This window comes from Kibdelosporangium banguiense (assembly GCF_017876405.1).
In the GTDB taxonomy this organism is placed as follows: domain Bacteria; phylum Actinomycetota; class Actinomycetes; order Mycobacteriales; family Pseudonocardiaceae; genus Kibdelosporangium; species Kibdelosporangium banguiense.
The window spans coordinates 10281216-10303095 of the sequence record NZ_JAGINW010000001.1 but is presented as its reverse complement, the minus strand read 5'-3'; the positions used below and the strand labels follow the sequence as shown (position 1 = coordinate 10303095).

At 68.3% G+C, this 21880-nt stretch carries 15 protein-coding genes; 11 read left to right on the top strand and 4 right to left on the bottom strand.

All coding sequences use genetic code 11. From position 1 onward, the window contains the following. Positions 1–12: 12 nt before the first annotated feature. Together JOF56_RS46390 and JOF56_RS46385 are read right to left on the bottom strand one after the other, a co-directional pair. Positions 13–3267: a S8 family peptidase gene (locus tag JOF56_RS46390; protein ID WP_209645889.1), complete on the bottom strand. Its 3255-nt coding sequence runs from the start codon at positions 3265–3267 to the stop codon at positions 13–15. Positions 3268–3564: 297 nt separating this feature from the next. Further along, positions 3565–5430 carry a Xaa-Pro dipeptidyl-peptidase gene (locus JOF56_RS46385; protein WP_209645888.1) on the bottom strand — a complete coding sequence of 622 codons (1866 nt, stop codon included), beginning with the start codon at positions 5428–5430 and terminating at the stop codon, positions 3565–3567. 393 nt (positions 5431–5823) lie between these two features. Here JOF56_RS46385 and JOF56_RS46380 point away from each other — a divergent pair, with 393 nt between their 5' ends. From JOF56_RS46380 to JOF56_RS46335, 10 genes are read left to right on the top strand one after another with little or no spacing between them, the layout of a single operon-like run. Beyond that, positions 5824–7425, top strand: a complete 1602-nt coding sequence (locus tag JOF56_RS46380) for an ABC transporter substrate-binding protein (RefSeq protein WP_209645887.1) — start codon at positions 5824–5826, stop codon at positions 7423–7425. A 7-nt stretch (positions 7426–7432) separates the two neighbouring features. After that, positions 7433–8443 carry an ABC transporter permease gene (locus tag JOF56_RS46375; RefSeq protein ID WP_209645886.1) on the top strand — a complete coding sequence of 337 codons (1011 nt, stop codon included), beginning with the start codon at positions 7433–7435 and terminating at the stop codon, positions 8441–8443. Further along, complete coding sequence (locus JOF56_RS46370; RefSeq protein WP_209645885.1) at positions 8443–9321, top strand: ABC transporter permease; 879 nt, start codon at positions 8443–8445, stop codon at positions 9319–9321. The genes JOF56_RS46375 and JOF56_RS46370 overlap by 1 nt, the downstream gene beginning before the upstream one ends. After that, a complete protein-coding gene (locus JOF56_RS46365; RefSeq protein WP_209645884.1) occupies positions 9318–11300 on the top strand; it encodes a dipeptide ABC transporter ATP-binding protein in 1983 nt (660 codons plus the stop codon). Before JOF56_RS46370 ends, JOF56_RS46365 begins: the two co-directional genes overlap by 4 nt. Continuing rightward, entirely contained in the window at positions 11293–13347 is a 2055-nt protein-coding gene (locus JOF56_RS46360) for a hydantoinase/oxoprolinase family protein (RefSeq protein ID WP_209645883.1), read from the top strand. Before JOF56_RS46365 ends, JOF56_RS46360 begins: the two co-directional genes overlap by 8 nt. Then, a complete protein-coding gene (locus tag JOF56_RS46355) occupies positions 13344–15008 on the top strand; it encodes a hydantoinase B/oxoprolinase family protein (RefSeq protein ID WP_209645882.1) in 1665 nt (554 codons plus the stop codon). Before JOF56_RS46360 ends, JOF56_RS46355 begins: the two co-directional genes overlap by 4 nt. Next, a complete protein-coding gene (locus tag JOF56_RS46350; RefSeq protein ID WP_209645881.1) occupies positions 15005–16267 on the top strand; it encodes an amidohydrolase family protein in 1263 nt (420 codons plus the stop codon). Before JOF56_RS46355 ends, JOF56_RS46350 begins: the two co-directional genes overlap by 4 nt. Next, the gene (locus tag JOF56_RS46345) at positions 16264–16662 is read left to right on the top strand and encodes a YybH family protein (protein ID WP_209645880.1); all 399 of its coding nucleotides are present in this window, start codon (positions 16264–16266) and stop codon (positions 16660–16662) included. The genes JOF56_RS46350 and JOF56_RS46345 overlap by 4 nt, the downstream gene beginning before the upstream one ends. A 5-nt stretch (positions 16663–16667) precedes the next feature. Then, positions 16668–16973 carry a TIGR04076 family protein gene (locus tag JOF56_RS46340; protein ID WP_209648897.1) on the top strand — a complete coding sequence of 102 codons (306 nt, stop codon included), beginning with the start codon at positions 16668–16670 and terminating at the stop codon, positions 16971–16973. Next, positions 16970–18001: an LLM class flavin-dependent oxidoreductase gene (locus tag JOF56_RS46335; protein WP_209645879.1), complete on the top strand. Its 1032-nt coding sequence runs from the start codon at positions 16970–16972 to the stop codon at positions 17999–18001. The genes JOF56_RS46340 and JOF56_RS46335 overlap by 4 nt, the downstream gene beginning before the upstream one ends. Positions 18002–18044: 43 nt before the next feature. Here JOF56_RS46335 and JOF56_RS46330 read toward each other — a convergent pair whose 3' ends face one another. Further along, positions 18045–18665, bottom strand: coding sequence for a helix-turn-helix domain-containing protein (locus tag JOF56_RS46330; RefSeq protein ID WP_209645878.1), 621 nt, complete (start codon positions 18663–18665; stop codon positions 18045–18047). Positions 18666–19105: 440 nt separating this feature from the next. On the opposite strand from JOF56_RS46330, the gene JOF56_RS46325 reads away from it, so the two are divergent. Then, a complete protein-coding gene (locus JOF56_RS46325) occupies positions 19106–20167 on the top strand; it encodes a hypothetical protein (protein WP_209645877.1) in 1062 nt (353 codons plus the stop codon). Between the two features lie 131 nt (positions 20168–20298). Here the strand turns inward: JOF56_RS46325 and JOF56_RS46320 are convergent, their stop codons facing one another. Next, positions 20299–21870 carry a family 20 glycosylhydrolase gene (locus JOF56_RS46320; RefSeq protein WP_209645876.1) on the bottom strand — a complete coding sequence of 524 codons (1572 nt, stop codon included), beginning with the start codon at positions 21868–21870 and terminating at the stop codon, positions 20299–20301. Between the last annotated feature and the right edge of the window lie 10 nt (positions 21871–21880).

Genomic DNA, 21880 nt, shown 5'->3' with positions numbered 1-21880 from the left:
CTCCGAGTTGGTTCAGTGCAGCTTGTAGGCGTTGATGATGGTCTGCTCGACGGCGTTGCCCGCCCGGTCGGTCGCCTTGGCCCGCAACGACACCGACGTGGCGTCGTTCGGATGTTGGACGACGGCGAACACGTTCGCCACGACCGTCGTCGGCGTCCACGTCAGGCCGCCGTCGAACGATGCATCGACCTTCAGCGACTTGGGCACCGTGCCTTGCCCGCTGTTCTGGGCCTGTACGGACACCGGCACGATGAACGACTTGCCGGCCGGGGCCGAGTTCGTGGCGTCCAGCGCGGGGGTGTAGCGCACGGCGGACAACGGCAGCCGGACCGGGTCCGCGCCGACGGTGCCCGAGCGGAACGTCCACGAAGCCCGGACCGTGGTGGCCAGGTCGGAGACACTGCTGCGGGTCGCCTCGGTGGTCAGCAGGTAGTTCCCGGCCTTGGCCGGGACGTCGAACCTGCCTCTGCCAGCCTCCTCTGTCTCGCCGATCTTCTTGCCGTCGCGGTAGAGCACCGTGGCCGCCTTGTCCACGACGGAGATTCCGGCGTTGCCGGAGCCATCGCCGAACAACGGGATGTCCACCGAGATCGTGTTCTCGGCACGCGTGACGTAGTCGTACGGAGCGTTGGTCGTCGGCATGGCCGGACCGAACACGCCGCGGTTGAAGGACTCCTCGTAGGTCCGGCCGTGCTGGTAGACCTTCAACGGCCCGGTCAGCTCGACGACGTTGGCGCCGGTGTCCGCCGACGTGATCCACAGACCGGACATCCACGAGAGGTCCTCGGTCGTGTAGTACTCGTTGCGCTCACCAGGAAGCGTCACGGGCAGCAGTCTCGTCCATGTGGACGGGCCGTCAACGGATTTCGAGTGCGGCACGGCATACCGATAACTCGGAAGGACGGGCCCGGCCGCGCCGAACGTGGCGTGTACGTGGGCCAGGTCTTCCTGTTTCACCGTCTTGGTGAAGCCGGTGACCATCGCACCGGCGTGGTGGAAGCCGAGGCCGAAGTAGTCTCCCTTCGGGTTCGTCCACTGTGTGCTCACCACCGTGGCCAGCTCATGCGGACCAGCCGTGGGTCCGACGTGCGCGGTCCACACCGTGCCGAGGTCCCCGCCAGTCAGCAACCAGCCGTAGCCCCCCGTATTGCGCCCGGACGTGCGCAGGTACGAGATGTCGGCCAGCTCCAGCTTGGCCGCCGGGTCCGGTGGGGTGATCCGGGTCTGGCGGGTCTGCCGGAAGTCCAGGTCCACGGTGGTGTCACCGGTCAGGCTGAACATCGGGTAGGCCAGCCACGAGAGGCGCCCGCCGGAGTCCAGCTGGCTGTCCAGCGTGTAGCCACCCTTCGGAAGGCGCACCACGGCTTTGCCGTCCGCGGCGGCAGTCACCCGATCGAACTTCGGCGTCTCCAGACCGGCCACGCTGGTGCCGGCCCCACCTGCCGGCGCGCCATCCGGTCCGATGTGGTTGATGGTCAGCGTGTAGCTCTCCACCTCGCGGTTGATCACCACTGCCGTGTTCACCACCGCTCCGGTGCTCGCGGTCGCGGTCAGCTTGCCGGAGTAGTAGCCGTCGAGCACGCCGAGCCTGGTGTTGCCGGTGATGGTGACTGACGCCTCGCCGCCGGCCGGCACGGTCACCTTCGCCGGTGAGACGGTCAGTATCCCCTTGGGCGCGGCCTTGCCGTCCGGCCCGAGGACGGGCATGGCGATGTCGAAGGTCACGTCGGCCTTGCCGGAGTTGCGGTAGGTGACGTTCTTGCTCACCGGCTTGTCGTCGTCGTGCGGCCACAGTTGTGTGCCGAGATCAGCGTTCGCCGGAACCGTGGTGACGGCCTGGGTGATCGCCCTGGCCACGTCCACGCGCCCCGCGCCCTGATCGAGCGCGGTGAGCTTGTTGTTCGGTTTGGCCGAGGCGGTCAACGTCGCCTTGAGCTGCTCGCCGGTCCAGTCCGGGTGCACCTGCGCGAGCAACGCGGCGACACCGGCGACGTGCGGCGTGGCCATGGACGTACCCGACGCGGCGACATACCCGTCGGCAACGGGTTTGCCCATCCGGGTGCCGGCGGCCTGGGCGGCCGCGATGTCCACACCGGGAGCGGTGATTTCCGGCTTGACCGCGCCGCCGCCGACGCGTGGTCCCCGGCTGGAGAAATCCGCGATGCTGTCGTCGCGGTTCACGGCGCCGACGGTCAAGGCGGCGTCCGCGCTACCGGGCGAACCGATGGTCTCCGGCCTCGGGCCGGCGTTGCCCGCGGCGATCACGAACAGCGTGCCGTGCTTGGCCGACAACGTGTTGACCGCGTCCTCCATCGGGTCGATCTCGGAGGTGTCCCCACCGCCGAGACTCATGTTGACGATCTTGGCGCCCTGGCCGACCGCCCACTCCATGCCCGCGATGATCCACGAGTCGTAACCGGAGCCCCCGTCGTCGAGCACCTTGCCGTCGAGGATGGAGGCGCCGTACGCGACACCCTTGTACTTGCCGTTCGCCTTGGCGCCGGTACCCGCGATGGTCGAGGCGACGTGGGTACCGTGCCCGACTCGGTCCACGGCGTCTCGCGAGCTGGTGAAGTTCTTCTCGGCGACCTCTCGAGTCGCCAAGTCAGGATGCGTCTGGTCGACACCGGTATCCAGCACGGCGACCTTCACCCCCGCACCCGTGTGGCCGGCCTGCCAGGCGGCCGGGGCGCCGATCTGCGCGGTGCTGCGATCCAGGGTGGCCTTGCGTTTGCCGTCCAGCCACACCTTCCTGACACCCGCACCGGCCAGAGCCGGCCACGCAGCGCCGTTCTTGTCCACAGCCATCGCGGAAGCGTTGACAACAGCGAGGTTCGCCGTCGTGGTGGCGCCAGCGACGGCCGCCTGAGCCATTCCCGGCTCGCGGCTGACGATCAGCGGGAGAGTGGAGCGGCTTGCGTCGTCGTAGCCGGAACTCAGCAGCGTCGTGACATCGAACAGACGCTCATCCAAGCGCCGTTGTGCGACAAGGGGTACGGCGTCTCGCGGAACGACGAACAGGTGACCGTTGCGGGTGTAGGTCGAGAATCCAAGCTTCTCCCGCCCCTTGCCGGGAATGATTGTCCTGGCCTTGTTCGCGTCCAGAGTCACGACGCGATCGCCCGTGATCAGCGTGACCGAGCGGCTCTGCTGTCCGGCGCCGGATCGCGGCGCCGCGCTCGCTACTTGTGTTGTGCCCGACGCGAGTCCCAGGACGAGCACGCCGATCGACACACGTCTGACTACTTGGTTTCTGGCTGAATGCACCTCGAAAGCCTCTCGATAGGTTCTCTTGTGCGCACGCCTCGGACATCACGCTGGGAAATCGGCCAATCACGGTCCGGGGCCGGCGTGGACGTTATCGGAACGATCCCGAGGCACAGCAAGGCTTTTCGGTCGGAGAATCCGGATGTCGACGCACCCAAGACTGAAGGCAGACCGCTTTTGGCCGCACGGGAGCGTCCCATTGGCGGAACCCCGGTCTCGCCGTGGTCCGGCCCGGTTTGGCTGTAGGCGGCGACTTCGCCGCCTACAGGCCGATCCGGGTCTGTCTATTGAGGATTCTCAGATCCGGCCGCCGACCACGGGGATGTCGAGGCTGCTGGCGTCGAGCTGAACGGTCAGCGCCTTGGCGGATGTGTCGACCTGGATGTAGTTCTTGTTGTTGGCCATCAGCACGAGACCGATTCGGTGTCCTGCCGGGACGACGTAGTCCTTGCCGTGCAGTTCCCAGGACACCTGGTATTTCCGTCCTGGAACAAGAGGCGTGCCGACGGCCATCGAAGAGTGGTTCTTCAGATCGATGGCGCCACGGGTGATCACCTTCGCGGTGACCGGCATCGCGCGCTCGGCTCGAGGCTCGGCGCAACCCGTCTGCTGGTCGACGTCAACGAGATCGCATTTCTGTGTCATCAGCTCGATCGGGGTGAAGTCCGCCACGGAGTATTCGGTGCCTGGCCCGTAGTCGACGAGTAACGCTGTCAGGGGCGCGCTCGTGGTGTTGGACTGCACAGTCACGTTCACGCGAGATGTGCCGGACATCCGCACGTCCCCGGCTACTGGTTTGGTCACGTAGACCAGGCGGTTGGGCGCGGTGACCGCGTAGTCGGCCATTGCCGTCTTTTCGGTCTGGGTGCTCTTGTCGGTGAACGACTGGGTGCCAGTCGCGCGCCTTTCGCCCAGTGTGCCGGCGACGCCGGAACCGGCCGGGCCGAAGTTCAGCCGCGTGGTGCGGGCGGCCGTGTCCGGCCAGCTGCGGTGGGTTTCCCACGTCCCGTTGGGCCGCTGGATGTCGGCCATGGGCTCTTTCATGATCCCGTTGTCCATGCCGAACAGCCAGTGGTCCATCCACCGGTGCAGCTGGCGTTTCCACTCGCGTGAGCGTGTCTGGACCGGGTCGATGTGCCCGTCGCGGTGCAGCCAGATCTTGCGCGGCACGCCGTGTTTCTGCAACTGGTCCCACCAGAGGACGCCCTGCCCGGGTTTGACGTTCCAGTCTTCCATGCCATGTACCAGCAACACCGACGCCTTTACCTTGCCGGCGTCCGGCCGGTAGTTCCTCGTGGCCCAGAACGGCGTGTAGTCGGAGGTGTCGTCGGCGGCGTTGTCACCGAGGGCTTTGAGGGTGTCGGCGCACTGGGTGAGCGCGGGCGAGCTGGCCACCCATTTCGCGAGGAATTCCGGGTATCGGTGGCCCCATTCGGTGTAGCCGATTCCCGTTGCCCGGGCGTAGTCGTACCAGCTGGAGATCGCGGCGATCGGTACGATCGTCTTCAGTCCCTCGACCCCCGTCGCGGCGACCGCGTTGGGCAGGGTTCCGTTGTAGGAGACACCGGCCATGCCCACGGCACCGGTACTCCACGAGGCGACTGTTTCGGAACCGTTGGCGTAGTAGGCTTTCGCACGGCCGTTGAGCCAGTCCACCACTGCCTTGATCGAGATAGTGTCCTCGGGGCCGCCGGTGGTCGGGCATCCTTGGGACCGGCTGGTGCCCTGCATCTCGGCTTCGATCACGGTGTACCCGCGTGGTACGAAGAACTCGTCGTACCAGCCGTCGAATCCCACCGGCATCTGGCGGTCCGTGCGGGCATTGACCAGACCGTAGTACGGGCTCGGCTCCATGATGACGGGCGTCTTCAGCCCGGTGCCGGTTTCCTTCGGCCGCATGATCTGGATCGCGATCCGGTCGGGTTTGCCGTCGTTGTCGCTGTCCATGGGGGCTTCGACGTAGACGTCCTCACGGATGGCGTTCTGGTAGGAGTAGATCGGTTTGGTCTCCGGCACGGCCTGCGGCGCCGCGGACACGGGGACACCTGTCGCGGCCACGGCCACGATCGAGGCGGTGGTGACCGCGATTCGTAGTCGTCGAGTGGTTTTGCGGGAATCGACGAGTGAATTGCTTGCGGCGCGGCCGAATTTTGGGCCGACCATAGGGAATTCCTTTCGAGTCGACAGGAAGCTCACGAAAGTTCATCGCGCTGGAAGTGATCGGCGCCACGGTCGGAAGTCGATCGCAGGTCAGCCGAAATGCATACGCCCCGAGGTTGAAGGAGGTACGCCGAATGGCACTGCGCTGACCCGGGAATCCCGCTCCGGCCACCCGCTCGGGTCGGCTCCGTCATGGATACCGAAATAACGACGGTGTGAACATCGGTGAACAGTGTGGCCACCTGGGCAGCCGATCCGTGAAGTCCCCTGCTAGCAGCGACTATGGGCAACGATGGGTGAACTCGGCCAGCAACGCTTGTTCACCAACTTTTAGTGTGATAGAACACCCGGAACCAGGTGCTGCGCCGTCGCCACCTCGTTGCGGAAGGACTTCGCATGGCTGATTCGGGCGTCTCGCGTCGTTGCGTGCTCCAGCTCGGTGGCAGCGTCGCGCTGCTGCTGGCCACCGGGGCCTGCGCGGCGGGGTCCAAGGAAGGCGGCTCGGCCGCCAGTACTCTGCGCATCGCAGTCACCAGCTACCTCAGCAGCTGGGACCAGGACTTCGTCGGCTTCGACCTCACCGCGTTCATGCTCTACAAGAACGTGTTCCCGTACCTGATCGACTACGGGGTCACCGAGGTCGCCGGTTCCAAGGTCCTCGATACGCGCAACATCATGCCGGCCTTCGCCGAGTCGTTCGAGCCGAGCGCCGACCAGAAGGTATGGACCCTCAAACTGCGCCGCGGCGTGAAGTTCGCCAGTGGCAACGAGATGAAGGCGGCCGACGTCAAGTGGTCCAAGGACCGCGCGTTCGCCGCTCAGGCCAACGTCGCCGGCATCTACGGCACGATCGGCCTGACCAAGCCGGACCAGGTCGAGATCGTCGACGACTACACGGTGCGGTTCACCCAGGCGTTCCCCAGCGCGCTGACCCGCCAGATCCAGGCCATCTCGCTCTACGTGTTCGACTCGGTGGAAGCCAGGAAACACGCCACCGACGCCGACCCGTGGGCCAAGGACTGGGTGGCCAGGCAACCACCGACCGGCGGCTACTTCAACGTCACGAAGGCCACCCAGGGCCAGGAGATCGTCCTGGAGGCCAACCCGGGCTACCCGGGCCCCGACCCGGCGAAAACCAAGAACATCCGGATCTCCGTCGTGCCGGATGGCTCCAACCAGCGCCTCCAGCTGCAGAACAGCGACATCGACGTCGCGCTCGGCATCGGGCAGCGGGACATCGCCGACCTCAAGAAGACCAAGGGCGTCACGGTCGTCTCCGCGGCCAGCAACGAACAGGTCGCGATCCAGATGTCCGTGACCACGGCGCCGTTCAACGACATCAACGTCCGCAAGGCGTTGGCGTACGCGGTGCCATACGAGCAGATCATCGCGAACGTGTACGGCGGCGACGCGCGCCCAGCCAAAAGCGTCGTGCCGATCGACACGCCCGGGTACGACGAGAGCGGCTACCCATTCACCTACGACGTCGAGAAAGCGAAGGCCGCGCTGGCCGGCCGGACCGTCAACTCGGAGCTGGTGTTCGAGACGGACAACGACACCCAGCAGCGGATCGCCGTGCTGGTGCAGAGCGAGGCACGCAAAGCCGGCATCGAGCTCAAACTGACCCCGCTCGACCCGGCCACACTCGACGGCAGGCGGCAGCAGAAGAACGTGCCGCTGCAGATCACCTCCGGCCAGCTGTGGGTCAACGACGTCGAGTACATGCTGGCCACGAGCTTCGTCAAGGACGCGGCACTGAACTACTCCGGCTACCTCAACCCGGAGATCGAGCGGATCTACGAGCAGTCGCACACGACCATCGACGAGCCGGCCCGCCTGGCGCTGTGGAAGCGGGTCCAGCAGATCTTCGCCGCCGACGTGCCGTGGGTGATCGTCTGCCAGCCGAACTTCAGCCTGCCGGTCCGCTCGTCGGTCTCCGGCTGGGTACAGCCGACGGACGGGCTGGCCCGGCTGCGGTACCTGAGCACGTCGGGCTGACCCCCGGATGCGGCTCCTTCGTTTCGTCGCCCAGCGGCTGCTCCAGGTCGTCCCGGTCCTGCTCGGCGTGATCGTGCTGACCTTCGTGCTGGTACGCGTGCTGCCCGGCGACCCGATCCGGACCATCCTGGGTCCTAACGCGACAGAGGCAGACGCGGCAGCGGCCCGCGCTCGCTTCGGACTCGACAAGCCGATGTGGGAGCAGTTCCTCAGCTATCTGAAGGGGCTGTTCACCGGGGACATGGGCACGTCGATCCAGAGCGGCCGGCCGGTCGGCTCCGAGCTGGCCGTGCGGGTGGGGCCGACGCTGGAGCTGGTCGTCCTGGCGGTCGGGCTCGCGCTGGTGGTCGCTGTCGTCCTGGGGATCTGGTCGGCCCGGCGTGCCGACCGGATCGGTGACCACAGCGTGCGGGTCCTCGCGCTGATCGGCAACTCGATGCCCGAGTTCTGGCTTGGCCTGGTGCTCATCCTGGTCGGCTACAGCACACTGGGCTGGTTCCCGGCACCGAGCGGCCGGGTCGATCCGGACGCCGGCCTGACACCGCTGACCGGCGCCGATCTGCTTGACGCTGTACTGACCGGCAACGGACCGGCGTTCACGTCGGCGCTCAGCCACCTGGTGCTGCCGGTCGCCACGCTCGCCATCGTGGTTGTCGCGCCGCTGCTGCGTAGCATCCGCGCCTCCGCGCTGGAGGTATTGCGCTCGGAGGCGTACCGCGCCGCGTCCGCACACGGCCTGCGTGGACGCACGCTCCTGCGGGGGTATCTGCTGCGCCCCACCCTGGCCCGCCTGCCGGCCTTGGCGGCACTTGTCTTCGGTACCGCGATCGGCTCGGCGGTGCTCGTCGAGTACGTCTACTCGTGGCAAGGCTTCGGCCAGTGGGCGCTGCGCGGGCTGCTTTACCGGGACTACCTGGTGGTGCAGGCATCTGTGCTGCTGATCGCGCTCTGCTACGTGATCGTGTTCCTGATCGCCGACGTCGTGCAGGCGATCCTCGATCCGAGAGTGAGGATCTGATGGCCGACCTACGAGCCACGGACGGCCCCCGTGCGCCGGCCGTGACCCGCCGCGCGGGCGATGGGCGGTTCTCCCGCGCGTTGATCGTCAGCGGTTCCGCGATCCTGGCCGTGGTGGCGCTCGCGGCGGTGGCTGCGCCGCTGCTCAGCGGCTGGGGTCCGGAGGAGATCGACCCCGCTGCGGCCCTCGCTGCACCGGGCGGCGCGCATCTGCTCGGCACTGACGCCAACGGGATGGACGTCTGGAGCAGGCTGCTGCACGCTGCCCGGCTCGACCTCGGCGTCGCGGTCGCTGCCGTCGTGCTCGCCGTGGTGGTGGGTACGGCGGTCGGGCTGCTCGCCGGTTACCTTGGCGGCTGGGCTGATGACGTGCTCATGCGGATCGTCGACATTCTTCAGGCGTTTCCCACGTTCATCCTGGCGCTGGCCGTGGCGGCGCTGCTCGGCAACGGCACGGCCAACCTGGTCATCACGATCGCTGCGGTGAACGCACCGGCATACGCGCGGCTGGTGCGGGCCGAGGTCCGATCGATTCGCGAGCTGCCATACATCGACGCGGCCGTCACTTCGGGTACGTCCACGCTCGGTGTGCTGTGGCGGCATGTCCTGCCCAACAGCCTCACGCCGGTGCGGATCATCGCGCCGCTGAACTGTGGCTGGGCGATGCTGACCCTGGCCGGGCTGTCGTTTCTGGGCCTCGGCGTGACCGTACCGGCTGCCGAATGGGGCGCCATGATCAGTCTCGGCAGCCCGGACGTGGTGGCCGGTCGCTGGTGGACGTCGGTGCCGCCGGGCCTGACCCTGCTGGTCTGCGTGCTCGGCTTCAGCCTGCTCGGTGAGGGACTGCAGGAGCGGTCGGACGCGAGGCGGCGGTCATGAGTGAGCGGCTGTTGTCGATCGAGGATCTCTCGGTGCTCATCCGCCGGCCAGGCCGGGACGTCGCCGCGCTCAGCGGCGTCAATCTGCATGTCGACGCTGGCGAGGTGGTCGGGCTGGTCGGCGAGAGCGGCGGCGGCAAGAGCATGGTGGCTCGCGCGATCGTGGCGCTGTTGCCTGACGGTGCGGAGATCGGCGGCGCGGTCCGGTTCGAGGGTGCGGACGTGCTTCAGATGGACGAGGCGGCGCTGGCCACGCACCGCGGACACGGTGCGGCGCTGTGCTTTCAGAACCCACGCGGCGCGCTCGCCCCCACCCGAACCGTCGGCCGGCAGCTCACCGACCGCCTCACCACCCACCAGCAGATGGGCCGAGAGTCCGCACGGGACACCGCGCGCCAACTCTTCGAGGCAGTCGGCATCCGCAACCCGGCCCGGCGGCTCGAGGCGTACCCGCACGAGCTCTCCGGCGGCATGGCGCAGCGCGTGATGATCTCGCTGGCCACCGGCTGCGCGCCCGGGCTGCTGATCGCCGACGAGCCGACCACCGGGCTCGACGTCACGCTGACTCGGGAGATCCTGCGGCAGTTCCGGCACGCTGCGGACACTGCCGGGCGTGGTGTGCTGCTCATCTCGCACGACCTCGCCTCGATCGCGCCGATCTGCGATCGGGTCGTGGTGCTGTACGCAGGCACGGTCGTGGAGAACGGCCCGGCCGCCAAGGTGCTGCGCGAGCCGGCACACCCGTACACCCGGGCATTGTTGGCGTCCGTCCCGGACGTCTCGGGGCGTCCGGCGCGCGCGATCGGCGGCGCGATGCCGCTGCTGTCCTCGCCGCCTGCGGCGTGTCCCTTCGCTACGCGCTGCGCGCACGCGACGGATCGCTGCACCACCGAGCGGCCGACGCTTACCGGGGACAGCTGGGAGTACGCGTGCTTCCATCCTCAGGCGGGGCCGATAGCACCGGCGACCTTGACGGGCCGCCCAGCTGCCAAACCCGGCCGTGTCGTCATGGAGATCGACGACGCGCATGTCGTGTACGGGAGCCGTTTCGGTAGCGGCGGCCACCACGCGCTGCGCGGGGTGAGTCTGAGCGTGGCGGCGGGCGAAACCGTTGGCGTGGTGGGGGAGAGCGGCTGCGGCAAGAGCACTCTTGCCCGGCTGATGCTCGGCCTGACTCCGCCGACCAGCGGCACCGTACGGCTCGACGGCACCGACCTACATGCTCAGCATGGGCGGAAGCTGCGTCGGCTGCGTACCCGGGCGCGCCTGGTCTTCCAGGACCCGGTCGGGTCGCTGAGCCCGCGCCGCACGGTGGCCGACGCGATCGGCGAGCCGCTGCGCGCGTCGGGCGTGCCGGCGGCCGAGCGGGCGGAGCGGGTCGCCGAGGTGCTGGCCCGGATGAACCTCGACCCGGCCGTGCTCCGCCGTCGTCCGCACGAACTGTCCGGCGGGCAGGCGCAGCGGGTCGGCATCGCCCGGGCGCTGGTCGGTGACCCCGACCTGATCGTTTTCGACGAGCCCACATCGGCGTTGGACGTGACCGTCCAGGCGCAGATCCTCGACGTGATCGCGGAGCTGTCCGGCGATGCAGGCCGCGGCTCGGTGTTCATCTCCCACGATCTGGCCACCGTGCGCGGTTTCTGCGACCGGGTCGTGGTGCTCTACCTCGGTCAGGTCGTCGAGCAGGGCCCGGTGGACGAGGTGTTCGGCGACCCGAAGCACCCGTATACGCGGGCGCTGCTGTCCAGCGCACCCAGCTTCGACGGCGGCTTCATCGGCCCTCTTGTCGAGCTCCGCAAGGACCTTGACGAGACGGACGCCGCCACGGGGTGCCCGCTCGCGTCGCGGTGCCCGTTCGTCACCGACAAGTGCCGCGCGGAGCCGCAATCCCTGATCGCGTACGGGGCGAGCGAGGCGGCCTGCTGGCGCGTCCCGCAGCTCCCCACACTGCTCCAGGAAAGGACCCAGACCCGTGCCTGAACCGCACATCCGGCTCGCCGTCGACATCGGCGGCACCTTCGTCGACGCGATGGAGCTGGACACCCGCACCAACCGGGTCCGCTTCCGCAAGGCGTCCACGACCCCGGCCCGCCCGGCCGACGGCGTGCTGAACGCGATCGCGGCACTGGGCACCGACCTGTCCACTGTGGAGCTGTTCATCCACGGCACCACCCTCGGCCTCAACGCGGTGCTGGAGCGGCGGGGCGGCGCCACCGGCATCGTCACCAACGAGGGCTTCCGGGACGTCTTCCTGCTCGGCCGCGGCAACGTGCCCGACGACCACATGTACGACTTCACTTACCAGCGGCCGGAGAGCCTGGTGAAGCGGCGGTACACGGCCGGAGTGGCGGGGCGGCTGGACTACCGGGGCAGGGTGGTCGAGGAGCTCGACCCGGAGAGTGTTCGTGCCGCGGCTCGTACGCTCGTCGAGGAGCAGGGTGTGCGGTCGATCGCGATCTGTTTCCTGCACTCGTTCCTGGATCCGACGCACGAACGGGAGACCGCCCGGATCATCCGCGAGCTGTACCCGGAAGTGAGCCTGTCGCTGTCCACGGACATCGTGCGCGAGTACCGGGAGTACGAGCGGACCAGCACCACAGTGCTGGAGGCGTACATCCGGCCCATCTTCGAGCGGTACGTCGACGAGCTGGAGAACGGCCTGGCCGGGCGTGGGTTCGCCGGCCGGTTTCTCATCATGCGTTCCGGCGGCGGCTCAATGACGTCCACAGTGGCCAAGAGATCGCCGACGCACACGGTGTTGTCTGGGCCGGCCGGCGGGATCGTCGGCGCCGCGTACCTGGCGGGAGCTCTGGGCCGGGACAACATGCTCACGTTCGACATCGGCGGTACCTCGCTGGATGCCTGCGTCATCGAACGGCAGACTGCGGTCGCCGCGTACGAGGCCCAGTTGGAGCACTTCCCGCTGCTGATCCCCACGTACGACATCCGCACGATCGGAGCAGGCGGCGGCTCGATCGCCTGGTTGGACCGGGGTCTGCTGAAGGTGGGCCCGCGCAGTGCCGGTGCCGACCCGGGCCCGGTCTGCTACGGCCATGGCGGCACCGAGCCCACCGTCACCGACGCCGCGCTCGTGCTCGGGTACATCGACCCGGACCGGTTCCTGGGCGGCGACATGGGGTTGCGCGCGGACGCAGCCCGGCAGGCGCTCACCGAACAGATCGCCGCGCCGCTCGGGCTCACCGCCGAGGCGGCCGCGGCCGGGATTGTCGACGTGCTCCTCGCCCGTACGGTGGGCGCGGTCCGGCAGATCACTGTCGAACGTGGACACGACCCACGGGGCTTCTCGCTGCTCGCCTTCGGTGGCGCGGGGCCATTGCTGGCCCCATTGCTGGCCTGGGAGATGGGAATCAGGGAGGTCGTGGTGCCGTTCGCGCCGTCCGGCTTCTCCGCCTGGGGCATGCTTTCGGCCGACATCGTGGACGACTTCGCGCGTACCGTGATATCCACATTGGACGACGCCGACCTGGCCGAGTTGGACGTGCTCTACAAGGGCGTCGAAGCGGAGGCGCTCGCCTCGCTCTCCGGCCAGGGCGTCGCGCCCGCCGACACGGTGCTGGAACGCCAGCTGGAGCTGCGTTACCTCGGCCAGGAGCACTCGCTGATGGTGACCGTCGGGCGCGAATTGCGGCCGGACGCCATTCGTGCGGGATTCGAGGAGCTGCACTACGCCCGCTACGGCCACACGATGGACAACCGCCTGCAGATCCTCAACCTGCGAGTACGCGGTATCGGCCGGACGAAACGCCCCACACTGGCGTCGCCACCACCGGGTGACGGCAATCCGGAGCGGGCGATGCGCGGACACCGCGTCGCGTACGACGTGGCCGCCCGCGCCATGGTGCCGTTCGCGGTGTTCGACCGGGAGAAACTCGCCCCGGGCGACACTTTCACCGGTCCGGCACTCATCGACGATGGCACTTCCACCACAGTCGTGCCGAGCAGACAGCGCGTCGAGGTGGATCCGCACGGATACTTGCTGGTGACCTTCGCAGAGGAGGCAGCGTGACCACAGTGGACGGTGCCACCGTCGAGGTAGTACGCAGTTACCTCATTTCGGCGGCCGAGGAGATGCGAGCCACGCTGATCCGTACTTCCTTCAACCCGGTCATCTATGAGGTGCACGACTTCGGCATGTCCATGTACGACGCCGGCCTGCGCCTGATCGCCGAAGCGACTGGGCTGACGTTTTTCCTGGGTGCCAACGACTTCTCGCTACGCAAGGGCGTGGAGTACGTCGGCCGCGAGAACCTGTACCCCGGCGACGTGGTGCTGCTCAACTACCCGTACTGGAACGCCGCGCACGCCTCGGACGCGACTCTCTTCGCGCCTGTCTTCACTCCCGGGGACGAGACGCCCGTGGGCTTCCTGTGCATCCGGGCGCATTGGATGGACCTTGGCGCCAAGGATCCCGGATACGTGCTCGACTCCACCGACATGCACCAGGAAGGCATCATCTTCCCCGGCACCAAGGTGGTCTCCCGGGGTGAGCCGGTGCACGAGATCCACGAGCTGATCCGCTTCAACTCGCGGATGCCGGCGGAGGTGCTCGGCGACCTGCACGCCCAGATCGCGGCGTTGCGCACCGGCGAGCGGCGGTTGCTGGAGATCCTGGCGAAGTTCGGCCAGGAAACCGTTGCAGCGGCGGTACAACGGATGATCGACGACGGCGCCGCACGTAGCCGGGCCGCCCTTGAGCGGCTGCCGCAGGGCTCGTGGACCGCCGTCGACTGGCTGGACGACGACGGCATCAGCGACGAGCCGGTGCGCATGCAGGCCACCGTCACCGTCGCCGACGGCGAGTTCACAGTGGACTTCGACGGTTCCGCGGTGGCCGTCGCCGGTCCGATCAACATGCCGTTCGGCGCCACCGAGGCGATCTGCAAGGTGGTCCTCAAGTCGCTGACCTCGCCGGACCAGCCGTCCAACGAGGGCACCGTCGCCCCGCTGCGGGTCAAGGCCGAGCCGGGCACGCTGTTTCACGCGGTGTACCCGCAGCCCACATACACCCTGTGGACCGGAATCGTGGCGGTCGAGCTCATCCTCAAGGCGCTCGCGCAGGGGATGCCGGAGCTGTTGCCAGCCTCGTCCGGTGGTGACGTGCCGGGCATGATGATGGTTGGTACCCATCCGGACACCGGACAGCTCTTCGCGGTCAGCAACAACGACCCGGTCGGCTGGGGCGCCACCGTCTCGCATGACGGCATGGACGCGGCCGCCCATATCTCCGGCAGCACCGGGCGGACCACCCCCATCGAGGTGCTGGAGGCCAAGACGGGGATGTTCTTCGAGCGGGTGGAGATGCGTACCGATTCCGGTGGTGCGGGCCGCTTCCGGGGCGGCGTGGGGTTGCGGCGGGACATCCGGTTCGTGACCCCGGGCGAGTTCCTGTCGGTGATCAAGAAGACGCGCACCCGTCCGTGGGCTCTCGACGGCGGCCAGGAGCCGGAACCCAACCAGGTTGTCGTGTTTCCCGGCACCGAGCGGGAAGCGCGGGTGAGCACGAAGCGGACCCAGGTCGAGGTCGGTGACCGGGTGACGCTGCTGACCGGCGGCGGCGGGGGCCATGGAGACCCGCGGCGACGCGACCCGGAGGCAGTACGCGAGGACGTCGCCGAGGGATACGTCTCTCCCGAGGCCGCCCACGAACAGTACGGATTAGAGGTATGAGCGAAGAAAACGCGCGTACGTCCACTGTGGTGGTCGGTTGCGCCATTGTGGACGGACGGGTCGTCGAAGGCGTGCCTGCCCTGCCGGACGGGGCGGTGTGGGTACGCGGCGAACGGATCGCTGCCGTAGGGCCGCGTGCCGAGGTGCTCGCTCAGGCGCGCGAGGCGGGGGACCACGCCACAGTGGACCTCGGCGGTGCGTACCTGACACCCGGGCTGGTCAACATGCATACACACCTGTCGCTCGCGCTGCCCGGCACCGGTGGTGACGGAGTGAAGGCGATGAATCCGCACGAACTCGCCCTGTACATGGCCGACGGCGCCCGCCGCACGCTGCTGTCCGGTGTGACGACGGTGCGCTGCGTCGCCGAGAGCAACCATGCCGACTTCGCCTTGCGCCGGGCCATCAACGCTGGCCGCGTACCCGGGCCGCGTATCTTCACCGCCGGTCGTGCGCTGGTGTGCACCGGCGGGCACGGTCATGACAACCCGGACACCCTTGAGTGCGACGGCGCCGACGGTTTCCGCCGGGGCGTACGCAGCCAGGTGAAGGCGGGTGCTGACCTGATCAAGGTGATGATCTCCGGGGGCATCGCCGGCGAACACGAGCGAATCACGACGCGCCAGCTGTTCCCGGACGAGCTCGCTGCGGTGATCGAGACCGCGCACGCGTGGGGACGGCGGGTCACCGCGCACGCCGGTCCGGCTGAGCTGATCGCCGAGGCGGTCGAGCTGGGTCTGGACTGCGTCGAGCACGGCTACGAGCTCACCGAGGCGGTGGCCGCTCGGATGGCCGAGCGCGGCACTGCCCTCGTACCCACGCTGCTGGTGACGCGGTGCAAGGAGTTTTTCGACGAGCTCGGTGTGCCGGAGTGGATGCAAGCCCGGTCGCTCGGCGCCGGCCCTCGGCACCTGGACAGCTACGCGACTGCGGTGGCAGCCGGCGTCGAGGTGCTGCTCGGCAGTGACATGCCACCGTTCTGGCACTTCGAGGGCACCACTGCCTCGGTACGCGAGCTGGAATACATGTCCGAAACGGGCATCGGGCCAGCCCGCGCCCTGTATGCGGGCACACTCGGGCCGGTGCGCTGGCTCGGTGCGACGGACGACCTCGGCACTGTCCAACCTGGACGGTTTGCCGACCTGATCGCGATGGACGCCGACCCGGCGGCGCACACGTCCGCGTTCCGGGGCGTGCGCTGGGTGATGACCGGCGGCCGAGTGGTCCGCGACGACCAGGCAGGATGGAGCGTGGGATGAGGCACCCAGACTCGGACACGGCGCTGATCGCCGCCGGCATCGCCGACATGTATGACGCGTTCCAAGCCGGCGACCGCGATCGGTTCGACAGCTACCTGCACCCGCACGTCACCACCTGGGAAACGCACCTGCCCGGGCCCCTGCGCACCCGTGCCGAACTGGACGCGTACCGGGACACCCGGGACGCGGCCGGGCATCGTCCGCAGCTGGACCGGCTCGCCGCCACTGACCTACGGGTAGACGTATGGAACGACACCGCCGCCGCCCGATACGTGCTGGTGGCCGTGCCAGCTGGAGCAGCTCAGGCTGACGAGACCAGAGTCACCGACGTGCTCCGCCGGGACGGCGGCCGTTGGCTCATCGTGCACCACCATGCGGAAAGGGTCCTGCCGTGACGGACATGGAGCTGTACGACCTGCGCGTATCCGTGGACCGCATCGAAGGGCGCTCGGTCTGCGGGATGGCGGTCGGCGACTACTTCGAGCTGACCGACAGTGCCCACCTCACACTGCCGGAGGGCAAGCACTTCTGCGTGTACGCGCTCGCCGCCGTCCTGCCCTTCCTCGCCGCCAAGCAGCGGGACGTGCCGCCCGGCGACTGGCTCGCGCAGGACTCGCACTTCGCCTGCCCGGACCCGGAAGAGCGGCTCGTGATGCGGGTCGAGCGCACCGGCCGGCGGCGAATGAACTCGAGCGACCTCACATGACCCGGGCTGAGATCGGGCTGGGACTGCAGAGCGACAAGCCGGCCGGTACGTACTCCCGCCTCGCTCGCCTCGCTGAAGCGTGCGGCTTCGACGTGCTGACCGTGTTCGGCGATCTGATGTACCAGCCGCCGATCTTCCCCCTGCTGGAGATGGCCGCCGCAACCGAGCGGGTACGACTCGGTCCGGCGTGCCTCAACCCGTACTCGATGGCGCCTTACGAGATAGCGGGCCAAGTCGCCGCCCTCGATCTCGCCTCGGACGGGCGGGCGTACCTGGGCCTGGCGCGCGGCACCTGGCTCGGCGCGGTCGGCATCGCCCAGCCGCGGCCGCTCATCGCGCTCCGTGAGTGCGCCGAAGTCATGTACCGGCTGCTGCGCGGCGACACCGACGGCTTCACCGGCGACATCTTCACGCTCGCGCCGGGCACCGCACTGCGCTACCGCGTGCGGCGGCCCGACCCGCCCTTGCTGCTCGGCGCGTGGGGCGCACGCGGCGCAGCGCTGGCCGGACGGATCGCCGCGGAGATCAAGGTGGGCGGCAGCGCCAACCCAGGAATGGTCGGCGTGATCCGCGAACGGCTGCGCGCGGGCACCGACCCCGCCGGGCGGCCGGTCGAGGATGTCGGCGTCGTGCTGGGCGCGGTCACGGTGGTGGACCAGGACGGTGCGGCTGCCCGGGCCCGCGCCCGCACGGAGGTCGCGATGTATCTGGCCGTCGTCGCCGACCTGGACCCGACAGCGGACGTACCGGCTGACCTGCTCGCCCGGGTCACCGCGCTCGTAGATGCCGGAGACCACGTCGCGGCCGGCCAGCTCATCCCCGACGACGTACTGGACCTCTTCGCGTTCGCCGGTACGCCGGAGCAGGTGGCCGAGCAGGCGCAGGCGCTGATCGACGCGGGGGTACGGCGGGTCGAGTTCGGCACCCCGCACGGACTCACCGACGAGCAGGGCGTGGAGTTGCTGGGTACCGCCGTGCTGCCGCTGCTCCGCCGCGAACCGGCCGCGGACGCCCTGGCCACACGCTAGGGGTGCCGAAAAAAGTTTCGTGAGAGTGAACACGCCCCTGGTTTCAGAACAGCCGGGGGGTGACCACCGAGACCACCGTCGTTACTTGCTCGGTGTCGTTGTACATGCTGTGCGGCACGCTGGAGCGAAGGTGGACGCTGTCGCCCGGGCGCAGCCGGTGCTCGACGCCCTCGACCTCGTAGAGCAGCTCGCCGGTCACCACGTAGGCGAATTCCTCGCCGGCGTGCGCATACGCCTCCTCGCGGCTGCCACCAGGGGCGATGTGCACCACCATCGGCTCCAGCACCAGGTCGGGTCCCCGGTCGGAAAGCATCCGGTAGGTCACCTGACCGGACACGTACTCCGTCGCGCCGCTCTCCGCCCTGGTCAGCGTGAAGTGGCGGGGGAGCGGCGTCTCCTCGTCGACGGACGTTGGTACGTCGTCGTCCTGGAAGAATTCCGCGACCGGCCGGTCAAGGGCCTCGGCCACGCTCTTGAGCGCGGTGAGGCCGATCGATGAAACACCACGCTCGACCTGGGACAGGAACCCGATGGAGAGCCCCGCGCGGGCGGACAGCCCGCGCAGCGTCAGGCCGCGCTCGGTGCGGAACTGGCGCATCCGGGCGCCGACCTGGTCCGAACTGGTCTCGGCCTGCTGCTGGTCGCGACGTTCCGAGCTGCGCAACGGATCCTCCCCGGGGTGCTGCGCGGGAACAGGTTCAGCTCACGCGCGAGTCTGTTCGATCCTATCGAACTTGACTCGATCGATCGCGGAGATGAGCACGCCGCAGATGATCGGAGTCCCGATGAAGCCCGGTGCCGTGCTCGCCGAGCGTCCCGAGATGATCTCATGTCCGTGAGACCCGTCGGATGGACACGGTCTCCGGCAGATCGGCTGGACAAGTCGAGCCGATCGGCTCGGTTCGGCGAGATCGCCAAAGTGCGTTGCGCCGTGCTGTACCGTCGAGATCAGGCACGGAGCTTGGGATCGGACCTGAGCCACCGCCGGCATCCCCTTGAGGCATGGAGCGCTGGAACGCGCCTTCGCCACCGCCTCGTTCCCCGTGCTTTCCAGTATCCGCCGATGCGGTCCATTGTGGACGCATTGGTTGAAAGGGCATCCACTTGACCATCTACTCGCAGCATCCCAGCCGTGGAAAAGTGCAGATCCTGGCCACCTACCGCGAGCCTGGCGGTGTGCGGTCGTCAACCGTCACGAGCGTGGCCGACGCGACGCTTGCCCTGCCGATCGTTGATGCGCTCAACCGGATCTCCGCCTGCGCCACCGTACCTGTCAGCGTGTGGGAGACCGAAGGCGATGGCACCGTCTGCCTGTCAGAGCAGACCGCGGAACTGCGGGACTGCCACGAGGAATATCTCGCCGCTTCCTACCCGCAGGAGCATGTTGCCGCGCTGACCGATCAAACCGCGCGTGCCGACTTGCTGGAGGGCGCGCACAGCCTGTGGTACGAGCAGGTGAAGGTCCTGCTGTATCACGCACTGTCCGATCTGGACGATGCCGTGGCGGCCGTGCCCGCGCCGGTGCAGCAAGCGATCGCGGCCGAACTCGAGTCTGAAGCGCATGGACTGCGCGACGCATTGGCCGAGGATCCCGACGAGGAACCCGATGTCTGCGTACTTCAGCCGGAGAATCGGCGCCTGTGTGATTTCGGTAGCCCGCTCGTAGCGATCGCCGACGGGTTCGACGGACTGAGTGACGAGACTCGCGACCGCTTGAACCGCCTGGAGCGGGACGCCACCACCGAGCAGATCAGGACAGCGGCCACAGACCTGCGGCTGCTTCTCGACGCGGACCGGAAGTGCGCGAACCATGAGCTCACGTTCCTGGACGACTTCACGATCACAGTCGATCATTGGCCGTACCGCGGTCACTACCTCAATGTGGATGCCCCGCTCCCGCGCCGCGACCCCGGTCGTGACGAGTGGAGGGTCGAGATCGGCCGGTGGATCGAGGAGTCCGGCGATTCCGGCGAGGAGAACAGCTCCGCCCGGGGCGAGCCGATCCTTCGTTGCGTTCAGCCGGCTCCTCCTGCCGTTGAAGAGATCGTTGACCTGCTGAACCGGAGCGCAGAACGACCGGAGCACCTTGCCGCCTGGGCCACGACCCCCGTCGGAGAGATGCTCAGTGGCACGACCTTCGCGGTGACAGAGCGCTGCGAGGAGTGAAGAGGCGACCGTGCCTGGGTGCCGGGCCTGCCGCAATCGGTAGGCCCGGCCAGGGATCAGTTCGCGGGCGTCAAGAAGGTGTGGCTGGACGGCAAACGCTAGGCCACAGTGGACTGTGAACGAGCGTGTCCTCAGCTTCCGGCGGGCCAGTCCACGGAATTGGCCTGATACCACCGCCACGTCGCCCGCTGCCACATCCGTGCCTGCAGGGCCAGCCGATCGCGATGTTCCGGCCACGTGAATCGGCCTGGCTGCGCCCATGCCGCCTCGGCGACGCCGGGGAGGCGAGGGAGGAGCAACTGCTCGAGGTCGGCCATGTTCCGGACGGTCTCGCACCAGAGCGCGGCCTCGACGCCGACGATCGCCGGAGGTTCGATCTCCGGTGCGGCGGCGAGTGGCTCCCAGTTCGCGAACGCCTCGAGGGAAGTCGCCGGGTACCTTTGCATTCCCAGCCGCGACCGTCTCGTCTCCTGGTCCGGATCGGCGGACGGATCGCCGTGCGGCCGGTCGAGGTAGGCGTGCGCGGTGGGTGAGAGCAGGACACCTGTGCCCTTCGCCGCGGCCTTCGGCAGATCGGCGGCAGCTTTGGCGAACATCGTGACGTAGAACGCGGCCTCGTCCGCAAGCCCTGCCACAGCAGTGGCCGCCGCCTGCGAGGCGAAGTCGATCCAGTGCTGGATGATCTCGTCCGGTCCCACGTCGCCGCGCACCGTCTCCTGCCACCCGATGACCTTCTTGCCGAGTCCCCGCACGAGACGCACCGCGCGGGAGACGAACCGGGCATGATCGTCATCGGTCATCGCGAATGCCTCGTCGCCGCCGATGTGGATGTAGGCACCCTCCGTGATGTCCGCGACTTCGGTGAGCACATCGCGCACGAACCGCCACACGAGTTCGGAGTCCGCAGCGAGGTGGCCGGTCGGCATCGGCATGTCACTGTCCGGGGCCTCCTGACCAAGCTCCGGGTGAGCCGCGAGCACCGCGCCGACGTGTCCGGGAAAGTCGATTTCCGGCACGACCGTGACGAAGCGTTCACGGGCATAGGCGACTATGGCGCGGAACTCGTCCTTCGTGTAGTGGCCGGGATGGATGCCACGTGCGCCGGCCTCCGTCAGGCGTGGCCAGGACTCGATTTCCAGCCGCCAGCCCTCGTTGTCGGTGAGATGCAGGTGCAGCACGTTCATCTTGTAGAGCGAGAGCATGTCGACCACGCGCTTGAGTTCGGCCACGGGAACGAATGTCCGGGCTACGTCGACCGACAGCCCGCGCCAGGCGAACCGAGGCGCGTCGCAGATGCGTCCGCACGGCACGCGGCCGGAGCCGATCCCGGCGTGCTGAACGATCGACGTCAGCCCGCGGTGCAGGCCTTCGGGATGCTCTGCCCGGACCCGAATTCCGTGCTCGCCGATCTCGAGCACGGAGAATTCGCATCGGGGGTCGCCGTCGTCGGCTCGCCGTCCGGTCGGAGGCGGCAGTGCGGCCTCCGTCGCACCGGACTCGATCCGTAGCGCGGGGCGGGCGGACACGGCCGCCTCCATGGTCGGCGCGGGCAGCTCGATGCCGGTGAGATGCCGCAGTGTGGCGCGGAAAGTCTCGGCGAGCGGGACAAGTGCCGCGTCACCCACCGACAGGGAGCGGGTGGCGGCGAGATCGAATTCATTGCCGTCCGGGCTGGTGCACACCGGTGTCGGGATCATCGTCATGCCGGACAGG